The following is a 17,376-nucleotide window of genomic DNA, read 5'->3' as shown; positions in this document are numbered from 1 at the left end:
ATAGTTAAAAAACAGAATAATTTCAGGTAAAACATGAGGAAATGAAATGAAGGAGCGGTATGACATTATAGTGGTCGGAGCCGGACCTGCAGGTTCCATTGCTGCAAAAACCGCGGCAGAAAAAGGGCTTGATGTACTTTTGATAGAAAAGCGCCAGGAAATAGGAGCTCCGGTGCGCTGTGCCGAAGGCGTGAGCAAGGAGTTTCTCAGGAAGCACGTGGAAATCGACAAACGATGGGTTTGCGCCGACGTCAATGGGTCCCGTGTATACGCACCTGACGGAACAAAGGTAGAGATGACAGAAAAACTCTCGGGAAAGGAAGTCGGTTTCGTCCTCGAAAGGAAAGTTTTCGACCTCGCCCTTGCAGAACTTGCCGCGAAAGCCGGAGCAGAGGTAAGGGTCAGGACCCGGGCCACGGACCTTATCATTGAAGACAGGTTCGTGAAGGGCGCCAGGCTCATGCACCTCGGAAAAGAGTACGAAGTCCGAGCAGACATCGTCATTGGGGCCGACGGCATAGAGTCAAAGGTCGGCCGGTGGGCAGGAATCGATACATCCCTGAAGCCCGCAGATATCGAAACCTGTGTCCAGTACCTGGTAGCAGGAGTTGACATTGACCAGGAATGCTGTGAATTCTATCTTGGAAATGAGATATCTCCCGGAGGCTACGTCTGGGTCTTCCCGAAAGGGGAAGGGAAAGCAAACGTCGGAATAGGGATTCTCGGGAGCAAGGGGGGGAAGTTCAAGCCCAGACCTGTCGACTACCTCAATAAATTTGTGGAAAAACACTTTCCGGAAGGCAAAATCGTGGAAATGGTCTTTGGGGGAGTCCCGGTTTCGGGAAACATTGAAAAATTCACCGCAAACGGGCTCATGCTGATCGGAGACGCTGCACGCCAGTCCGACCCAATAACAGGCGGCGGGATCCTGAACGGAATGGATGCCGGGAAAATGGCAGGAGAAGCCGCTTACGAAGCCATTTCCACAGGGGACGTCTCAGAAGAGAAACTGGAAGAACTCTACGAAAAACGGTGGAAGACAGGTGTCGGTAAAAAAATCGACACGAACCTTATCGTCAAAAACTGCTTTGTCAACCTGAGCGATGAAGACCTCAACTCCCTTGCCCACTCCGTCAAAGACGTGAAATTCGAAAGCATGAGGCTTTTGGACCTACTCTTTGCCCTATTCAAAGCCAACAGGAAACTGCTCTGGGACCTCCATGTGCTCTTCAAGGACGTAGCCATAGAAGCAGCAAAGAACAGGTTTTAAACCTGCCGCCCCCGCTTTTCCAGAAAGCAGTGCATCAGCTGGATAAACATGAAAGAACTGACGAGCCAGGCCATGAGGGCAATAACAAGGGAGAGTCCCCATTTTCCCACGTGCTGCATGCAGAAGCTGGCTACAAAGACGCAGACCGTGCAGCCCATCATCCCGGCGCTGGCTCCAAACGCGATGTCTGCAGCCTGCTCGGAGCTTCCGAAGTGTCCGGCCATGATAACAGCTGCAGCCATTACCGCAGGAAAAGCGGCAAAAATCCCTGCAAAAGACTTCGAAGGCACGAGCTGAAGTACAATATAACAGGCAGCGACAGCCAGGCCTCCGAAGATGAACCTCAGGCCCAGGTCGTAGATATCAACTTTCATAAGCAGCCTCATGCTTCAGAACTTGTTTTGATTTCCATTGGTTTAGTCCCCGATTGATTTATATCACTAAAAATATTTATTTTGATTGTTGCGATTTAAACTGCTTTCCCTTGACTGTTATTTTCCGAACCATTTCCTCTTTTCAAAACCCGAACCAGATGAGATAAATCAACGGAGCAAGCACTGCCCAGAGGAGAAGAGCATAAGCAAGACCTCTTTTCCACCCGTACCTGAGAATAAAATAACTGGCAGCGAGTGCACAGCAGATGTCTGCTGCCATTCCCACCAGTGCTCCCCTCGAAAGCTGCTCAGTCACGGACAGCAGTTCACTGCCTTTATATTCAAGGCTAAGACCCACGACTGCTGCCAGGTACACTGCCGGAAAGGCAGCAAAGATTCCTCCGAGCTTGCCCCCGAAAGACCTAGCTATCAGAGTGGAAGCTAAAACCGCGCTTCCTCCGAACAAGAAACGGAGGAATAAAGAAAAAGGATCGATTTCAAGCATAATGTTTCTGCCCCGAAGATCTGACTGACCTGACTGACGACCTTTATGATACTTGGATACACATGGATACCAAGAAACGATCTATACAATGAACTTTATTCTCCCCTTCCGTACTTCTCCCTAATCTCTGATTCTTTTAAGACTTTTAACCCCAGTTTATCCAGAATTTCAGATATCCGTTTTCGGTCCTTACTTTTCATTGATTTCCGATCAAAGTAAGCAAATTCGGCATTTGATTTTTCAACCGCCTGTCGGATAAGAGCTTCGTCCACGAATTCCAGCTGATACTTGGGGAAATTGTGCCCGAAAGATATACCGGTTTCAAGTAAAAGCCCGGTCTGGCGCATGGCATAGTGCCCTCCTCCGAAACCAACTGCTGTTGGCACTTTTTCCAGAGAGACTGCAAGGATGGCCCTGGCAACAATTTCTCCGGGGATCGGTTCTTCCCACTGCCCCTCGGTGCTCCCGATTTCGGCATAGATGGAAGGCACAGTTAGTTCAGTTGGCCCATGGTGAGTTACTTCCAGGGTTACGTCGTAAGCCAGCCCCTTTGTTTCAGCAAGCCTTTTCATCTCCATAAGGATGGATTTCATTGCCGGTGGAGAGGATACAGCAAGTTCTCTCGGGTGCCCCCCGAGCCTGGCTTCGTCCGAGGGATTTCCAGTACAGTGCACGGTCAGGGACTTCACTTCCTCCTTGCTCCTATGCTTGGAGGCAAAAATAATTAATTTGGCAGGAAGCCCCGCAACTTCCAGTTTTTTATCAAGCCCGTCCTGGAAAACATGGATTTCCTCAATTTCCACAAGCCTGAACTTCCCATCTGCAGACTCCCGGGCAGCTGAGAAACCGGAGTTTTCGGGGAGTTCCAGGAGTTTCCATTCCCTGAGGGCGAGAAGGTGCTTCTTTATGTTCTGACTTGCAAGGTCAGGGGCAGAACAGATGATGGTGATTTTTGAATTATTCACATTTTCTGGATCTATATCTGTCATTGTCGGATCAGTCCGCTTTTCTTCTGAATTTATCCTGAATCTGTTCTGGACTTTCGTTCAGAAACAATTTCGTTCAAAAACAATTGTCTCTAAAATTCGTAAAGATAGATAAAACCAACCCCAAAATTCCGGCTCTGACCAAAAAGTTTTTGATTTGTCTGTTTGACCGTCCCTATTTATCCGAGACTGATGCGCTGGTTTCTTGTTCATACAGCCCAGAACCCGAACAGGAAACTTATGCACCTGGAAGGTTGAAAAAGCATAATGATTAGAACTATGATGGGAACTACTTGTTTAGCATGAAAGTGCTCTCAAGTACTTTCATTATTTGTGCCTGCTATTCGAAGAGTTTCATGTGCGTTTTATGGATGTCTCTGGTCATGTACCTATGTTTACTTTTGCCCTTATATAAACATCAGTAACGAAAGCTAAGAGACATATTTTTGAAAGTGTTTGTCCACTTTAATATTTTAAGGGTTGAAAAAAATCTAAAAATATTTAGACATAATAATCTAGCTAAAAATAATGATATAAATTTAAGAGATAACTAACATTAATATTTTTTAAATAAAATATCGCAATAAAATGGCTAAAAGTTTTTAACTTTTGATTGCATTAATTAATGAACAAATATATCAAATAATTTTATTAACATATTAATTAAATAAATTATATTATTAAATAATAAATGTTAAAAAATGCCTATTTTTAGATTTTTAGATAAAAAACTAGATTTTTAGGACTAATTAAAAATAGTCTTATTTTAATAGTATCACTTACCTTCGGCAGGTCGACATTTACTTTTTGATACTTTTTGCTGATGGCGATTTTGAAATGATGCTTCATAATTGTGAATAGTTGTTAGGTTTACATATGACCAATTATTAATCTCTCATACTAAACTTTAATGAGAAAATAGTTCAGTGCTTATATAGGTCGTGAGAGTTGGGTCACACGTTAACCAATTTTAAACATAACATATATTTAGCTAAGGTTCTAAAACGGTATCAAGAAAAATATTCTAATTTCTAATGTCGACCTGCCGAAAGTGAGGTATCAGTAAATATACATTAATATTTTATATGAAGAAGCGTAAAACCCCTGAGTCTTTAGCTCAGGGGATATAAGCGTCAACTTCAACCCTGATTTCGTATGTAATATTCTGCCGCCTCTTTACTAACATTTCCGATAGTAGACGCAAAATAACCATCACTCCATAACGTATTCTCACCCCAATAATACTTTTTCAGATATTCTTTTTGAGTTTTCCATAACCTGTTAGTATATTCTTGTTTCAATTTTCTGACAATTGACAAAACGCTAACTTTCGGCTCACTCTTGATCAAGAAATGAATATGGTCTTTGTCAGTTTCCATTTCAARGATTTCAAAGTTAGACTCTTTTGAAATGTCAMTCATAATCTGTTTGAGTTCTTCGCTAATTGGTTCAAGTATGACTTTTTGCGGTATTTGCAAACAAAAATAACATGGTACATTAACAAAAATTTGCTATGATTCCGTGTTTCATACTTCATATTTACCAAAAAGTATATATGTTGTTAAATCATATAATGCCTTTGTATGATGCAAGCGTTCAAATTTAGACTCTATCCTACAACTACACAAGCTATTCAATTGAATCAGCATATAGGTAGCTGTAGATTTGTCTATAATTGGGCACTTGACCAGAAAATTAAAACTTATGAGCAGGCAGGGGAATCAATTTCCAGATTTGACTTAAACAAATTAATTCCTACTCTAAAGGCTTCTAATGAGTGGTTAGGAGAAGTTAACTCTCAATCATTACAGGGGATGACTAAGCAGGTTGAATCCGCTTTCACTAGATTCTTTAGAGAGAAAACAGGGTTTCCAAAGTTCAAATCAAAAAAGAATCCGATACAGTCTTTCCCTGTACCTCAACACTACACTGTAAACTTTGAAACTAATACTATCAAGCTTCCTAAAATAGAACCAATTAAAGCAGTTCTTCACAGGAAGTTTGAAGGAGAGCCTAAAACGGCTACGGTATCAAGGACATGTAAAGGACATTACTACATCAGTATCCTTGTTGAAGATGGAAAAGAACTTCCAGTAAAGGAAGCTTTCACAGAATCAACAACAGTAGGAATTGATGTAGGTATCAAAGACTTTGCTGTCCTTTCAACAGGAGAAAAGGTTGAGAATCCAAAGTACTTGAAAAACTCTCTTAAAAGGCTCAAAGTATTACAGAAAAGAGTCTCAAGGAAACAGAAAGGCTCTAAGAACAGGGCAAAAGCTAAACGAAGACTTGCTGTACTCCATGACAAAATAACAAATCAGAGAAATGACTTCCAGAACAAACTCTCTTTTAGACTTGTTAGCGAAAACCAAGCTGTAGCTCTGGAAACTCTAAATGTTAAAGGCATGGTTAAGAATCATCACTTAGCACAGGCTATAAGTGATTCTGCGTGGAGTAGTTTTGTAACAAAGTTGGAATATAAGGCTCAATGGTTTGGAAAAACCGTCCTGAGAATAGGACAATTTGAACCCTCTTCTAAGCTATGTAGTGTGTGTGGATACCACAATAAAGAGCTTCAGCTAAAAGACAGAGAATGGATTTGTCCAGACTGTAAAACCAAACACCATAGAGACATTAATGCCGCTATCAATATCAAAAAATTCGCTCTCATAGATCAGAATCTAATTGGATTATGACACCGTAGGGACTACGGGGATGAGCTTGGGGACTTGCCCTCAATAGAGGGAGGAATGAACCAAGAAGCCACTCAGTCTTTAGCTGAGTGGTAGTTCACATTTGTGATTTTACAGAGAAAAATGGCACACTCCTATACGGAGGATGTCCCGAACAGGACTTTTAATTCGAAAAGCTATTTTCTCTTCGTAAGAAGTATGGAACAAGATTATGGGAACAAATGGATCAGCCGGTCAAATAGATTCTGAAAACAAATGGGTCAACCGGTCAATAAGAAGCTTATAATTCTGCTCCGCAACGCTTACAGAATTTAGCGTCGCTGTCATGCCCCTCAAAACTGCAATTCTGGCATACTCTTCCTTTAATGTTTCTGCTTGCATAGCTGATCTCAGATGTGACAATCCCTGTCGGAACCGCTATGATGCTGTAGCCTATGATCATGATAACTGATGCCAGTGCCTGTCCGAGATTAGTCTCAGGGACTATATCCCCGTATCCTACGGTTGTAAGGGTTATAATTGCCCAGTAGATGCTCCGGGGTATGCTGGTAAACCCGCTCTCTGCCCCTTCAATAACATACATAAGGGAGCCCAATATCACCACCAGAGTCAAAACAGTAAATAGAAACAGGGTTATTTTTCGCCGGCTTGCGCGTAAAGCTCTTATCAATAAATCAGCTTCACCAATATACTGGGCAAGTTTGAGCACCCTGAAAACCCTGAGTAACCGTAAACTCCGGATCACCAGCAGATATTGGCTGCCCGGCAGTATCAGGCTAAGATATGTCGGGAGAATTGCCAGCAAGTCTATGATGCCAAAGAAACTTGTGGCGTATCGGCTGGGGCGACCAACACAGCCCAGGCGCAAAAAATATTCCACTGTAAACAGTATCGTAAAAACCCATTCCAGGGAATAGAACAAATCGCCATGTAAAGCCGAGATGCTACTTACGCTATCGAGCATAACAACAATAATGCTCAGCAGGATGCTAAGAATCAGGATTTCATCAAAACGTTTTCCAGCGGGTGTGTCTGCTTCAAATATTATTGTGTATAACGTATTTCGCCAGTTATTCTCAGGTGGCTTATTTTGCGGGTTATTTTTCACTGAAGCAACCATATTAACATCCACGCAACAAGAGTTTGATATGCAATCCGGATTTTAGAAGCTGCGGTTATAGTGCAGCATCTTACAAAGCAGTTACTTTCACCTATGTTTCACAAAGTAATAAGTATTTTCTTGGAGTAACCAACATTAATAGTTAAATAATTGAGTCTTTGACATATTTTCATAATGACCTATTTTTATAATGTTGAACGATTCGAATGTTTCCTGGCTAAAACATGTTTATTAATATAAAGAAAGTGATATAGTGTATCCTGCACATATACTATATCTCAAACAATCTGGTTTCTGGAGTGATTTTCAATTTTGCTTGAAGAGATGTTCTTATGAATAGCAACACAGCAGCGAAAAATCTTGGAATAGGACTGGCGGTCATTGGCTTTCTCTTACTGCTGGGATATGGCCTTTATAATTTATTTACCTTTGAATCCAGCCCGGTACTTAAAGTGTCTATCGGGGCAATTATAGCAGGTATAATGCTGGTTTTATTGACCCTGATAAAGGAAAAAATGAGTGTTAAGGATAAGGAAACTAAAAGAAGATACTAGGTGAGAAAATGATAATCGCAACCACGGATACAATAGCAGGAAAGCAGATCACGCAAACCCTTGGAATGGCTCGCGGCAATACCATTCAGGCCAAGCATATTGGCAAGGATATCATGTCAGGGTTGCGCAGCGTCGTAGGGGGAGAACTGACAGAATACTCAGAGATGCTTGAAGAGGCAAGGGAGAAAGCAATCAACCGTATGGTTGAGGATGCCGAAAAGATGGGGGCTGATGCCGTGGTAAATGTCAGGTTCATGACTTCCATGGTGATGGCAGGAGCAGCTGAGATACTTGCATACGGGACAGCTGTCAAGATAAGGGACAAGGACTAAAAGATAAAGGACAAAGACTAAAAGATAAGGGATAAGGACTAAAAGATAAGGGACAAGGACTAAAAGATAAGAGACAAGGACTAAAAGATAAGGGACAAGGACTAAAAGATAAAGGACAAGGACTAAAAGATAAGGGACAAGGACTAAAAGATAAGGATAGGGAATAAGGAGTTATTGTTCCTCAGATTTAAAATAGTAGTACCTGTTTTAGCAGTAACATGGCAGTTTATCTATCTCTATAACATGGCAGTTTATCTATCTCTATAACATGGCAGTTTATCTATCTCTATAACATGGCAGTTTATCTATCTCTGTAACATGGCAGTTTATCTATCTCTATAACATGGCAGTTTATCTATCACTTTTACTTTCTACTCACCTTTTTAATTTTCAACCCGACGGCTGTTTTCTTTCAGTTAAAAAAACCGTCTGTCTTTAAGATGTCCAGGAAAGGACATCAAATACCATCAGCGTCAAAAATATTCAAAAAATCAGAAAGAAAAACTGGGTTGTTGCAGAGTCGTTTTTTACAGGACCCTGCTCCGTGGAAAGCATGGGTCCTGTAAAAGAATACCGGTTTGTTTTAAATACTTCTATCGAACTCAAGCGATGTGGATGTAACTGTCCACAAGTTTCTTGATTTCTTCGTTCTTGCCGTAGAGCCTCTCACTGAGCTGATCGTCGTTAAGGCCTTCAAGGTATTTTACAGTGTCGTTAATCATACCTTCAGTAAAGACATCGTACTGCATGAAAACATCCTTCAGTTTCTTCAGGGCCTGAGCAGATTCGTAACAGGAAGCAGGAAGGTGTTCAAGCTGGGCAAGCCTGTCTTTATGTTCGTCCTTGAAGATGTTTACGCTGATATAGAGCTTGTCGGCAACCTCAAGAGCGTTGTCCATTTCAAACCCGTGGCGAATACCTACAGCAAAAGCCGCAAGGAGGAGGTAAAGATCAGCCGAGGGATCTGCAGCGCGGAATTCGAAGGTAGATTTGTAGTTGTGGTTCTTAAAATCATCTCTGTAATTTGGATTGGCAGTGGCAATCATCCTGCTGGATTCTTCAGCGAACCAGCCAAGGGGCACACGGACAAGGGCAGAGCGGTTCCTGTCTCCCCAGCAAATATTAGTTGGGGCTTCCTGGTGAGGGACAAGGCGCAGGTAGGATGTAGGGATCCTGTTTCCAAAGGAAGTGATTCCTGATGCAATGTCAAGAAGACCAGCTATTGCACGCTTTGCAGTGTCACTGACATCGCCATTTTCGACCATGACACTCTCTCCATCTTTCAGGAGCTTCATGTGGACGTGCAGTCCACTTCCGGCTTTTCCGACAGTGATCTTTGGGGCAAAGCTAACAATTACACCGTACTGGTCGGCAAGCATCCTGAGCATCCATTTTGCAATAAGCAGACTGTTGACACTGTTTTCTGGTGTATCAGTCTCGAATTCGATTTCGTTTTGCTCGTAATAGTACTTGTCGTCAGTGAAGTTCCCGACTTCCGAGTGTCCGTATTTGATTTTTCCGCCAGCTTCGGAAATGTACATCATTGCTTCCTTCCTGAGCTGATCGAATTTGGTAAAAGGATTGGACTCGTGATATCCTTGCTGGTCAACAGCCGGGAAATTCATGTTGACTTCATCTTTGTTGGCGATGATGTAGTATTCGAGTTCACCCATTGTCTGGAGCTCGTAGCCTGTCTTCTCGGTAAGAGTCTGGACAGCCTTATTCATGACGGTTTCAGACGCACTTTTGAGGGGGGCGCCGTCCTTGTCGAAGTAGGAACAGAGGATATCCAGAGTGGGGATTTCTTCAAAAGGATTTATGAAGGCAGTCCTGTATTTAGGGACGACGTAGAGGTCGCTTGAATCTGCCTCAATGTATGTAAAAAGGCTTGATCCATCGACTCTCTCACCAGCAGAAAGTAAATTATCAAGATGCTCTTCATCTCTGATCACGAAGGTGAGGGCTTTAAGTCTTCCGTCCCCGCCAACATAGCGGAAGTTGAGCATCTTAATGCCGTTTTCCTTGACGAATTTTATAATGTCTTCTTTGGTGAATTCACTTGCTGGTTTATTGAGGTACTGTACCAGTTTGTTCGGATTAAGTTCTACAGATGATGTTTTCATAATTATCCCTCTTTTTTGATCGGAATATTGGAATATTCGAGTATTCAAAGCCTCATTTCAATACCGAATATTTTTCAGACTTAATGATTGCCGTATCAATCATGATTTTGAAAATTTATGTCTGAACAGGAAAGAGATAACTTACTGCTGTCTATATAAAGTTTTTCTTTTTTTTATTTTTTTAATAAAATACTATACAGCGAAAACCAAAATGAGCTTGTTCTGTCCAATTCTTTATTCTAACCGCACGGACAGGTGAAAATAAGTAGTTCCTCCCACCGAATATATTGAATCAATACAATAAAGATCTTTTATAAATATAGTTATAGCAAATATGGTTATGAGATTGATAAACCAACCAGAAACTTCTGTGAATTTTGTTTTTCATAGAAGCTAATGATTCCAAAAAGAGAATGGAGTAAAAGTATGGAAACCTATAATATTCCTGAGATTGCCAGAAATGTTTTCAGTGTCGGGTCAAAAGACTGGAACTGCAGGATGTTCGATTCATTAATTCCTCTGCCAGAGGGCACCAGCTACAATTCTTTCCTTGTAAAAGGCGAGAAGAAAACAGCCCTTATAGATACCGTAAATCCGGGTTTTGAAGAGGAATTAGAGGTAAAAATCAATATGGTCTCAGACCTGGAAAAACTTGATTACCTGATAATGAACCATGCTGAGCCGGATCATTCCAATGCTATTAGCTTTATCCTTGAAAAAGCTCCTAATGCCTTATTTGTAACAACTGAGAAAGGAGTGAAGATGGCAAAGCTCTACCATGAGCTGCCTGAAGACAGGATCAAAATCATTGCTGAAGGAGATAGCCTCGATCTGGGGGGAAAGACCCTTCGTTTCATAGAAGCTCCCTGGCTCCACTGGCCTGAAACCATGTTCACATACCTGCCTGAAGACAAAGTTCTTTTTACATGCGACTTTTTCGGAGCTCATACAGCCCAGGGTATCTATGATGAAGATATAGAGGATCTCATTCCTTTCGCAAAACGCTACTACGGCGAAATTATGATGCCTTTCGGGAAAATGGGGGCAAAAGCTCTTGAAAAAATAAAGGATCTCGACATAAAAATTATTGCCCCGAGCCACGGACCTATCTACAAAGATCCCGAGAGAATTATAGATCCATATAAAAAATGGACTGCAGGAAAAACAGAGAATAAAGCCCTTATTGTCTATGTGAGTATGTGGGGATCTACCAGGGAGATGGTCCGGACAATTGCAGAAACTCTGCTACAAGAAGGTGTAGATGTTAGAATGTATGATCTTGCAGTTTCGGATATAGGGGATGTTGCAAGAGAACTGGTTGATTCCCGAGTTATTATCCTTGGAACCCCGACCGTTCTGGGAGGTATGCATCCGATTGCCCTTTATGGAGCTTCCCTGGTAAAAGCTCTAAACCCACCGGCAAAATATGGAGTTGCACTCGGGTCCTTTGGCTGGGGTGGAGGGGCACTGAAGCAAGCAGGTGAAATCCTGGCTCCTTTGAAAATGGAGATTGTAGGAACCCATCAGGTGAAAGGCAGAGCTAAAAAAGAAGACTTGAAAAAAGTTGAGGAAATCGGCCGAGAACTGGCTCAAAAAATGAAAGTATGACTCAGTGAGTCGCAGGAGGAAGAGGTCTGCAGGAGGAATCCTCTCAGGCATACATATCAGGCCCTCCGCGTCAGGCTACACCACGTCAGTACTCCACGTCAGTACTACTCTATATGACTTATGCGGTTAATCTGACTGAGAAGCCTTATGTGATCTTTTCAGTAGTATGTGTAAGTAATCCATAAAGGGAAACGCCTAAAATTGCTCCCCACAAAGGCATGAGGCTTTCGGCTCCTGCCCATCCTCTTAGAGCTGTTAACAAGCCTGCACTTAGCAGAGCTGTCAGTTGAGCTGCCTGCACTCGAAGAGGATTTAAAGGACTTCCTGTCATGTCTCCTCCGGATTTTATTTTTCGGGATCTAAGGACAATGGGAATAAAAAGGATAGCTGCTGAAAACAAGAATAAGACTGATTGCATATCCAGATAAGTGCTCTCCTGTCCTGCGGACGGTAAGAAAAAAAGTACTGATGTAAAGGCTGCTACTCCGAAGATACGGTTTTGACGATTGGGTGCAGGAAGGAAAGCGTCCAGAAAAAATGCCAGTGCAGTAAATAAGCCAAAAATCCAGTTTCCTTGCAGTGAAATCCAGCCCGAAAGCAGAAGTACCGCAAGAGAATCGAAAGTTTTTGAAGACCTCCCGGTACTTCTGTTAACTATACGAATGAGCAGGAGTTCCAAGAAGAGAGCAAGCAAAAAAGGAGAAGGAAAAAACAGAAAGCCTGCACAACCCAAAAACGCTGCAAAAAAAGCAGAGAGTTCATTGTCCGGATCCAGTTCCCTCGCAAACGCCCAGGTTAAAAATACAGATGTTCCTGCCCTTAAGCCTAAATACAAAGCAGAAGAAATATCTTTCCCTATAACAAGTTGAAGGCCTGTTATTCCAAAGAGGAAAAGCAGGGTAATTATCACAATTACCCTGTTTGTAGGATAATCAAGGTCTATGGAGCGAATAAGCGAACTTGGCCTTTCAACTTTCATTCTTATATTTGCGGGCTTAACATTATTAACTTTTGTGCTTTTAAAATACGCTTAATAGGTCTGGTTCTGGTCTTTTCCAAAACCTACCTTTTCAGCAGGTATGAGGTTCATTTTTAAGATGATCTTCAAGCTTGAATTTCAAGTTTCAGATTCAGAGGGCTTCTTATGGAAGGAAAATCTGAACTAAAAAAGGAACTGAGTTTACTGGAAATTACTCTGGTAGGAATTGGCAACATTCTCGGAGCCGGGATCTATGTGCTTATGGGAAAAGCTGCGGGGCTTGCAGGGAATATGGTCTGGTTTTCCTTTCTGTTTGCAGGAGTTGCTGCCTCACTTTCTGCCCTCAGCTACATGGAGCTCTCTTCCATGTACCCCCGTGCAGGGGCAGAATATGAGTTTGCAAAGAGAGCTTTTGGAGAACGTATGGGGCTGTTTGTGGGACTGCTCGTTGTCTATTTTGTGATACTAACCAGCTCTGCGGTTGCCCTCGGTTTTGGAAGGTATTTCAGCAACCTTTTCGGGGGCGGAAGTTTACTAGGAGCAGTAGGCCTGTTTATTGTCCTGAGCCTCATCATGGTTTATGGTATCAAGGAATCTGCGCGACTCGCTGGTATCATAACTTTGATAGAACTTTCAGGACTTTTAATAATTATCTACGTGGGAATCCCTTATCTTGGTACGGTAAATTACTTTGAGTCTCCGAACCTCTCAGGAGTCTTTGAGGCTTCTGCTTTGATTTTTTTTGCATTTCTGGGTTTTGAAGATATTGTGAGATTGTCCCAGGAAACAAAAGATGCAGAGAAAACCACCCCCAGAGCTTTGCTTATTGCTATCTCCTTCACAGTTCTCATCTATATTTGTGTGGCAGTATCTGCTGTAAGCGTGCTTGATTTTCAGGTTCTTGGACATTCAGACGTTCCACTTGCTGACGTTGCAGCTGTTGCTCTTGGGGATAAAGCTTTTGTTCTTCTTTCCTGGATCGCCCTTTTTTCTACAATGAATACCGTGCTTGTGGTAATGCTAGGGGGGTCAAGGATTGTTTACGGCATGGCACGGGCAGGATCGCTTCCCGGAAGCTTCTCAAGGATACACAGTCGTTACCAGACTCCATGGGCCGCCATTTTCGGAGTTGCCGCCCTCTCGATTTTGTTTGTCTTATTCAGAGACATTGCAACCGTAGCAAATATTTCGAACTTTATGATTTTTATTGTCTTTTTTATGGTCAATCTTTCCCTTATAAAACTCCGTTATTCTGACCCTGAAAGACAACGTCCTTTTAAAGTTCCTTTTAGTATAGGCCGCTTTCCCCTGCTTCCTTCTCTTGGTGCTCTTTCTTCTTTATTTCTCTTTTCTCAGTTAAATGCAGAAATCATAATTTACGGGCTTGTTCTTGTAGGAATCAGTATACTGATAGTGCTTCTCAAAACCAGAAAAAAGTCTTGAAATTCCGGCTGTTTGATTTGTTTCTCATTATAGTTTTCTTGTGGTTAATTTCACAAAGACATAAATATTATTTTTACAGTTGAATCTGATAGAGGTATTTGAGCTAATTAAATAAATCAAAATTAAGAATTATTTATCAAGAAAAGGACTTAAAAAAGCCTTAATATCCATTTATTCGTTCTAAAAACCATTTTTTATCTTATTTATCCATTTAAGTTCCTTTTTCAGGTTTAAACGGTACCTGCATATTTTCGGAATACACCAATTTTTCTGGAATGTTTTATAAATAGAAATGGGGCCAGAATGCTTTTAATAAGCTAAAAAAGAATTTAGATGGTTTTAATTGATTAAAAAAGCTTAATTAAGCTCTTTTTAAATAAAGGACTATTTATAGCAAATTTTTTTTGATTTTAGTTCTTTTTGGTTCTTAATATTCAGCAAGAATTAGTTTTATATACATAAAACCCTATTTAGTTCGTTTTATTGCAGGGATTATCTCTATTATTAATTATAAATCTCTAAAATGGAATTGCAGGGATTATCTCTATTATTAATTATAAATCTCTAAAATGGAATAGATCTGTAATATACTAAAAATTTACACACAGAACAGTATGAATATAATTAAACAGATTTGAGATAACTAAATAGATTTATTACTCAGACCAAGATGAAGCTTCAGTTCCGCTTACAAATAATTTCGGATAAAAAGGGAGTAGATATGAGAAAAGAGCCTTATGAGTTCCCACTGGAAGATTTCAGTCCAAGAGAAGATTTTAACAAAATTAAAAAGTTCTCCCGGGATAAAGAAACACCATTTCTGATCATTGATCTTCAGAGAATAGAGCAAAGTTATGATAAACTTGTAGAGCACATGCCTTTTGCAAAAATTCACTATGCTGTAAAGGCCAATCCTATGGATAAAGTAGTGCTTGCTCTGAAGAACAAAGGTTCCAACTTTGATGTTGCAACGGTTTACGAACTTGATCAGTTGCTACAGCTCGGGGTAGAGCCTGAGAGGATAAGTTATGGAAACACGATCAAGAAAGAAAAGGACATAGGTTATGCCTATGAGAAAGGAATAAGGCTCTTTGTTACTGATTCAGAAAGTGATTTGAAAAAGTTATCCCGAAAAGCTCCCGGTTCAAGAGTTTTTTTCAGGATCCTTACAGAAAGTGATGGCGCGGACTGGCCACTTTCGAGAAAATTCGGCTCGCATCCTGACCTGATATACAAACTGATTATGAAAGCCGAAAAGCTTGGGCTTGAACCTTACGGACTTTCGTTCCATGTTGGTTCCCAGCAAAGAGATATAGGACAGTGGGACAATGCAATCTCCAAGTGCAAATACCTTTTTGAAGCAGTGGCCGAAAAAGGAATTAAGCTTAAAATGATCAATCTCGGTGGAGGCTTCCCCGCAAAATACCAGTCTCAGGCCAACGACCTTGAGACTTATGCCATGGAAATCCGCCGCTTTTTGCATGATGACTTCGGAGAAGAGCTCCCCGAAATCCTTATCGAGCCAGGGCGTTCTCTGGTTGCCGATGCCGGGATAATCGTAAGTGAAGTCATTATGATATCCCGAAAGGCCAGGTTCAACCAGTACAAATGGGTTTATCTTGATATCGGAAAGTTCGGCGGCCTTATTGAGACCCTTGACGAATGCATCAAATATCCCATTTTATGTGATAAAAAAGGATGTGCAGAAGAGGTCATCCTTGCAGGTCCTACCTGCGACAGCATGGACATCCTCTATGAGCACCATAAGTATTCATTCCCCCATACTATGAGAGAAGGCAACCGTGTATATATCTTCACAACCGGAGCCTACACCCAGAGTTACTGTTCCGTGAATTTTAACGGCTTTCCATCTCTCAAAGCCTACATTATCTAAAGGGCAGACGCCCTTACTTTTTTTATTGTATTTATATAATAATTTTCAACACAATTGAAAGTTTAATTGCAACGAAAATGTATGGTCAATTTGAAAATTAGAATTTAAAAAAGTTTATTGGGTCGATGATGATATAGATCACCGGGCCTTTATAAATATCGTAGATCTAGAGTAATAGGGTTTCCTCTCAATTCGGGGTTGGATCGCAGATAAGGATCTCGAAAATAGGGACCCGACCCCTACCATCGACTTGTCGACTTCTAAACTAATAATTAATATTAAACAAAATTCTCAAGCAATATTTCCTTCCAAATTAATTTTCAGTAACACCCACTCTTTTATACAATGTTTTTAATTTCAATAAACCTTATGACCGTCCCTAAATTCCTAAATTTTGAGACTTTTTATTATTTTCTGGTCTTTAGATTTTTCTCTCTAAATCGTGCAAAACAGTAAAAAGTCTCAAATTAAGAGTTCTTTTCGACAGCATCAGCAAGCGATTAAATCTCATTCTTTTAACCTTTCTTCCGAGTATTATTTTTCGATACCACAGGGGAAGCATAAATAACGTAAAAATTGAGGTATAAAGTACAATCTCGGTAACCATAGGTAGATAAGGATTTATTTCAGCTAGCGATATTATCCAGAAGACCGGCAGAATATAAGGTGCTGAGCTTATCATTACATGCATGTTTTTAGGAGCAATAACCTGAATTTCACAATTCGGAGGAATCACTGCGTACCATGGTTCAATAGCAAATCTATTCTTGGAATCTTCCGGCAGAAGCACGCATACAGAAGGAAGAAAGCCCGAATTATCTACCTTATTGTCTCCCTGAAGAAACATAGATCCGGTTTCCCCTAAATTAATAGTGGCAATTCCTGAAAATACTAAGCCACTTACCAAAACGATTGCCATTAGCCGTTTCCCCTTAATCATAAAATATACACGTCTGGAATCTTTTTTCTTATCGTATTCAATTTTATGGGCACGAACCGGATTTGAATATTCTATCATTGTCCTGATTTCATCCCCTAGTATGATGATTGCAGGAAGTATCACTGCGAGTAAAAAAACTGTTTTATTCTTTGAAGCCACAGGCAAATATCCTGCAAAAGGAATGACGAAAATTAATTTCCCAACCACATCAGAATCTGGGACTTTAAAGAAATCCTCTTCCTCGTTTGCATCCCCTTTTGTCCTAAAAATTCGTTTTTCATCTTTTACTTCTATTTTGATAATTCTGTGTGTTACAAATGTATCTTTGCCACCAGGATCCCGGAAAGCTATGACATCTCCAACTGTAAGTTCGTCCGGATTGACAGACTTTACAACTATCATATCTCCAGCTAGCATTATCGGCGTCATACTTCCACTTAACACTACCATAGCCTTTTCTGATCCTGTTAAGAGTGGAATTAAAGCATTGATAAGGAATATCGCAATTACAAATACAATCGCTATCCAAAGACTTTCTTTTTTTTCCATATATTT

At 40.9% G+C, this 17,376-nt stretch carries 14 protein-coding genes and 1 pseudogene; 7 read left to right on the top strand and 8 right to left on the bottom strand.

All coding sequences use genetic code 11. The features are described from left to right. Positions 1 to 46: 46 nt before the first annotated feature. Entirely contained in the window at positions 47 to 1,270 is a 1,224-nt protein-coding gene (locus MSWH1_RS07150) for a digeranylgeranylglycerophospholipid reductase (protein ID WP_048127318.1), read from the top strand. Here MSWH1_RS07150 and MSWH1_RS07145 read toward each other — a convergent pair. The 4 genes and pseudogenes from MSWH1_RS07145 to tnpA form a co-directional block, all read right to left on the bottom strand. Next, complete coding sequence (locus MSWH1_RS07145; protein ID WP_048130284.1) at positions 1,267 to 1,644, bottom strand: DUF3147 family protein; 378 nt, start codon at positions 1,642 to 1,644, stop codon at positions 1,267 to 1,269. The two genes, MSWH1_RS07150 and MSWH1_RS07145, sit on opposite strands and share 4 nt — an antisense overlap. 142 nt (positions 1,645 to 1,786) lie before the next feature. Then, complete coding sequence (locus MSWH1_RS07140) at positions 1,787 to 2,149, bottom strand: DUF3147 family protein (RefSeq protein ID WP_048127316.1); 363 nt, start codon at positions 2,147 to 2,149, stop codon at positions 1,787 to 1,789. Between the two features lie 95 nt (positions 2,150 to 2,244). After that, positions 2,245 to 3,138, bottom strand: coding sequence for a D-aminoacyl-tRNA deacylase (locus MSWH1_RS07135; RefSeq protein ID WP_048127315.1), 894 nt, complete (start codon positions 3,136 to 3,138; stop codon positions 2,245 to 2,247). A 1,136-nt stretch (positions 3,139 to 4,274) separates the two neighbouring features. Then, positions 4,275 to 4,672 (bottom strand): annotated as a pseudogene (tnpA, locus tag MSWH1_RS07130) (IS200/IS605 family transposase). A 46-nt stretch (positions 4,673 to 4,718) separates the two neighbouring features. On the opposite strand from tnpA, the gene tnpB reads away from it, so the two are divergent. Further along, on the top strand, positions 4,719 to 5,831 hold the full coding sequence (gene tnpB / locus MSWH1_RS07125; RefSeq protein ID WP_048127314.1) for an IS200/IS605 family element RNA-guided endonuclease TnpB: 1,113 nt from the start codon (positions 4,719 to 4,721) through the stop codon (positions 5,829 to 5,831). A 277-nt stretch (positions 5,832 to 6,108) separates the two neighbouring features. Here the strand turns inward: tnpB and MSWH1_RS07120 are convergent, their stop codons facing one another. Next, entirely contained in the window at positions 6,109 to 6,948 is an 840-nt protein-coding gene (locus MSWH1_RS07120) for an ion transporter (protein WP_048127313.1), read from the bottom strand. A gap of 332 nt (positions 6,949 to 7,280) precedes the next feature. Here MSWH1_RS07120 and MSWH1_RS07115 point away from each other — a divergent pair, with 332 nt between their 5' ends. Continuing rightward, a complete protein-coding gene (locus tag MSWH1_RS07115; RefSeq protein WP_048127312.1) occupies positions 7,281 to 7,502 on the top strand; it encodes a hypothetical protein in 222 nt (73 codons plus the stop codon). Positions 7,503 to 7,510: 8 nt separating this feature from the next. Next, positions 7,511 to 7,834 carry a YbjQ family protein gene (locus MSWH1_RS07110; protein ID WP_048127310.1) on the top strand — a complete coding sequence of 108 codons (324 nt, stop codon included), beginning with the start codon at positions 7,511 to 7,513 and terminating at the stop codon, positions 7,832 to 7,834. Between the two features lie 602 nt (positions 7,835 to 8,436). On the opposite strand, the gene MSWH1_RS07105 is transcribed toward MSWH1_RS07110, so the two are convergent. Beyond that, positions 8,437 to 9,957, bottom strand: coding sequence for a glutamine synthetase family protein (locus tag MSWH1_RS07105; protein ID WP_048127309.1), 1,521 nt, complete (start codon positions 9,955 to 9,957; stop codon positions 8,437 to 8,439). 426 nt (positions 9,958 to 10,383) lie between these two features. Between MSWH1_RS07105 and MSWH1_RS07100 the strand changes: the two genes are divergently transcribed. Further along, positions 10,384 to 11,565 carry an FprA family A-type flavoprotein gene (locus tag MSWH1_RS07100; RefSeq protein WP_048127308.1) on the top strand — a complete coding sequence of 394 codons (1,182 nt, stop codon included), beginning with the start codon at positions 10,384 to 10,386 and terminating at the stop codon, positions 11,563 to 11,565. 145 nt (positions 11,566 to 11,710) lie between these two features. Here MSWH1_RS07100 and MSWH1_RS07095 read toward each other — a convergent pair whose 3' ends face one another. Beyond that, entirely contained in the window at positions 11,711 to 12,544 is an 834-nt protein-coding gene (locus tag MSWH1_RS07095) for a hypothetical protein (RefSeq protein WP_048127307.1), read from the bottom strand. 165 nt (positions 12,545 to 12,709) lie between these two features. On the opposite strand from MSWH1_RS07095, the gene MSWH1_RS07090 reads away from it, so the two are divergent. After that, positions 12,710 to 13,987 (top strand): APC family permease, encoded by a 1,278-nt coding sequence (locus tag MSWH1_RS07090; RefSeq protein ID WP_048127306.1) that lies wholly within the window; start codon positions 12,710 to 12,712, stop codon positions 13,985 to 13,987. 721 nt (positions 13,988 to 14,708) lie between these two features. Beyond that, the gene (locus MSWH1_RS07085) at positions 14,709 to 15,881 is read left to right on the top strand and encodes a type III PLP-dependent enzyme (protein ID WP_048127305.1); all 1,173 of its coding nucleotides are present in this window, start codon (positions 14,709 to 14,711) and stop codon (positions 15,879 to 15,881) included. Positions 15,882 to 16,302: 421 nt separating this feature from the next. Here MSWH1_RS07085 and MSWH1_RS07080 read toward each other — a convergent pair whose 3' ends face one another. Continuing rightward, entirely contained in the window at positions 16,303 to 17,370 is a 1,068-nt protein-coding gene (locus MSWH1_RS07080; RefSeq protein ID WP_048127304.1) for a signal peptidase I, read from the bottom strand. Between the last annotated feature and the right edge of the window lie 6 nt (positions 17,371 to 17,376).

The organism is Methanosarcina sp. WH1 (assembly GCF_000970005.1).
In the GTDB taxonomy this organism is placed as follows: domain Archaea; phylum Halobacteriota; class Methanosarcinia; order Methanosarcinales; family Methanosarcinaceae; genus Methanosarcina.
This window is presented reverse-complemented; position numbering and strand designations above follow the sequence as displayed.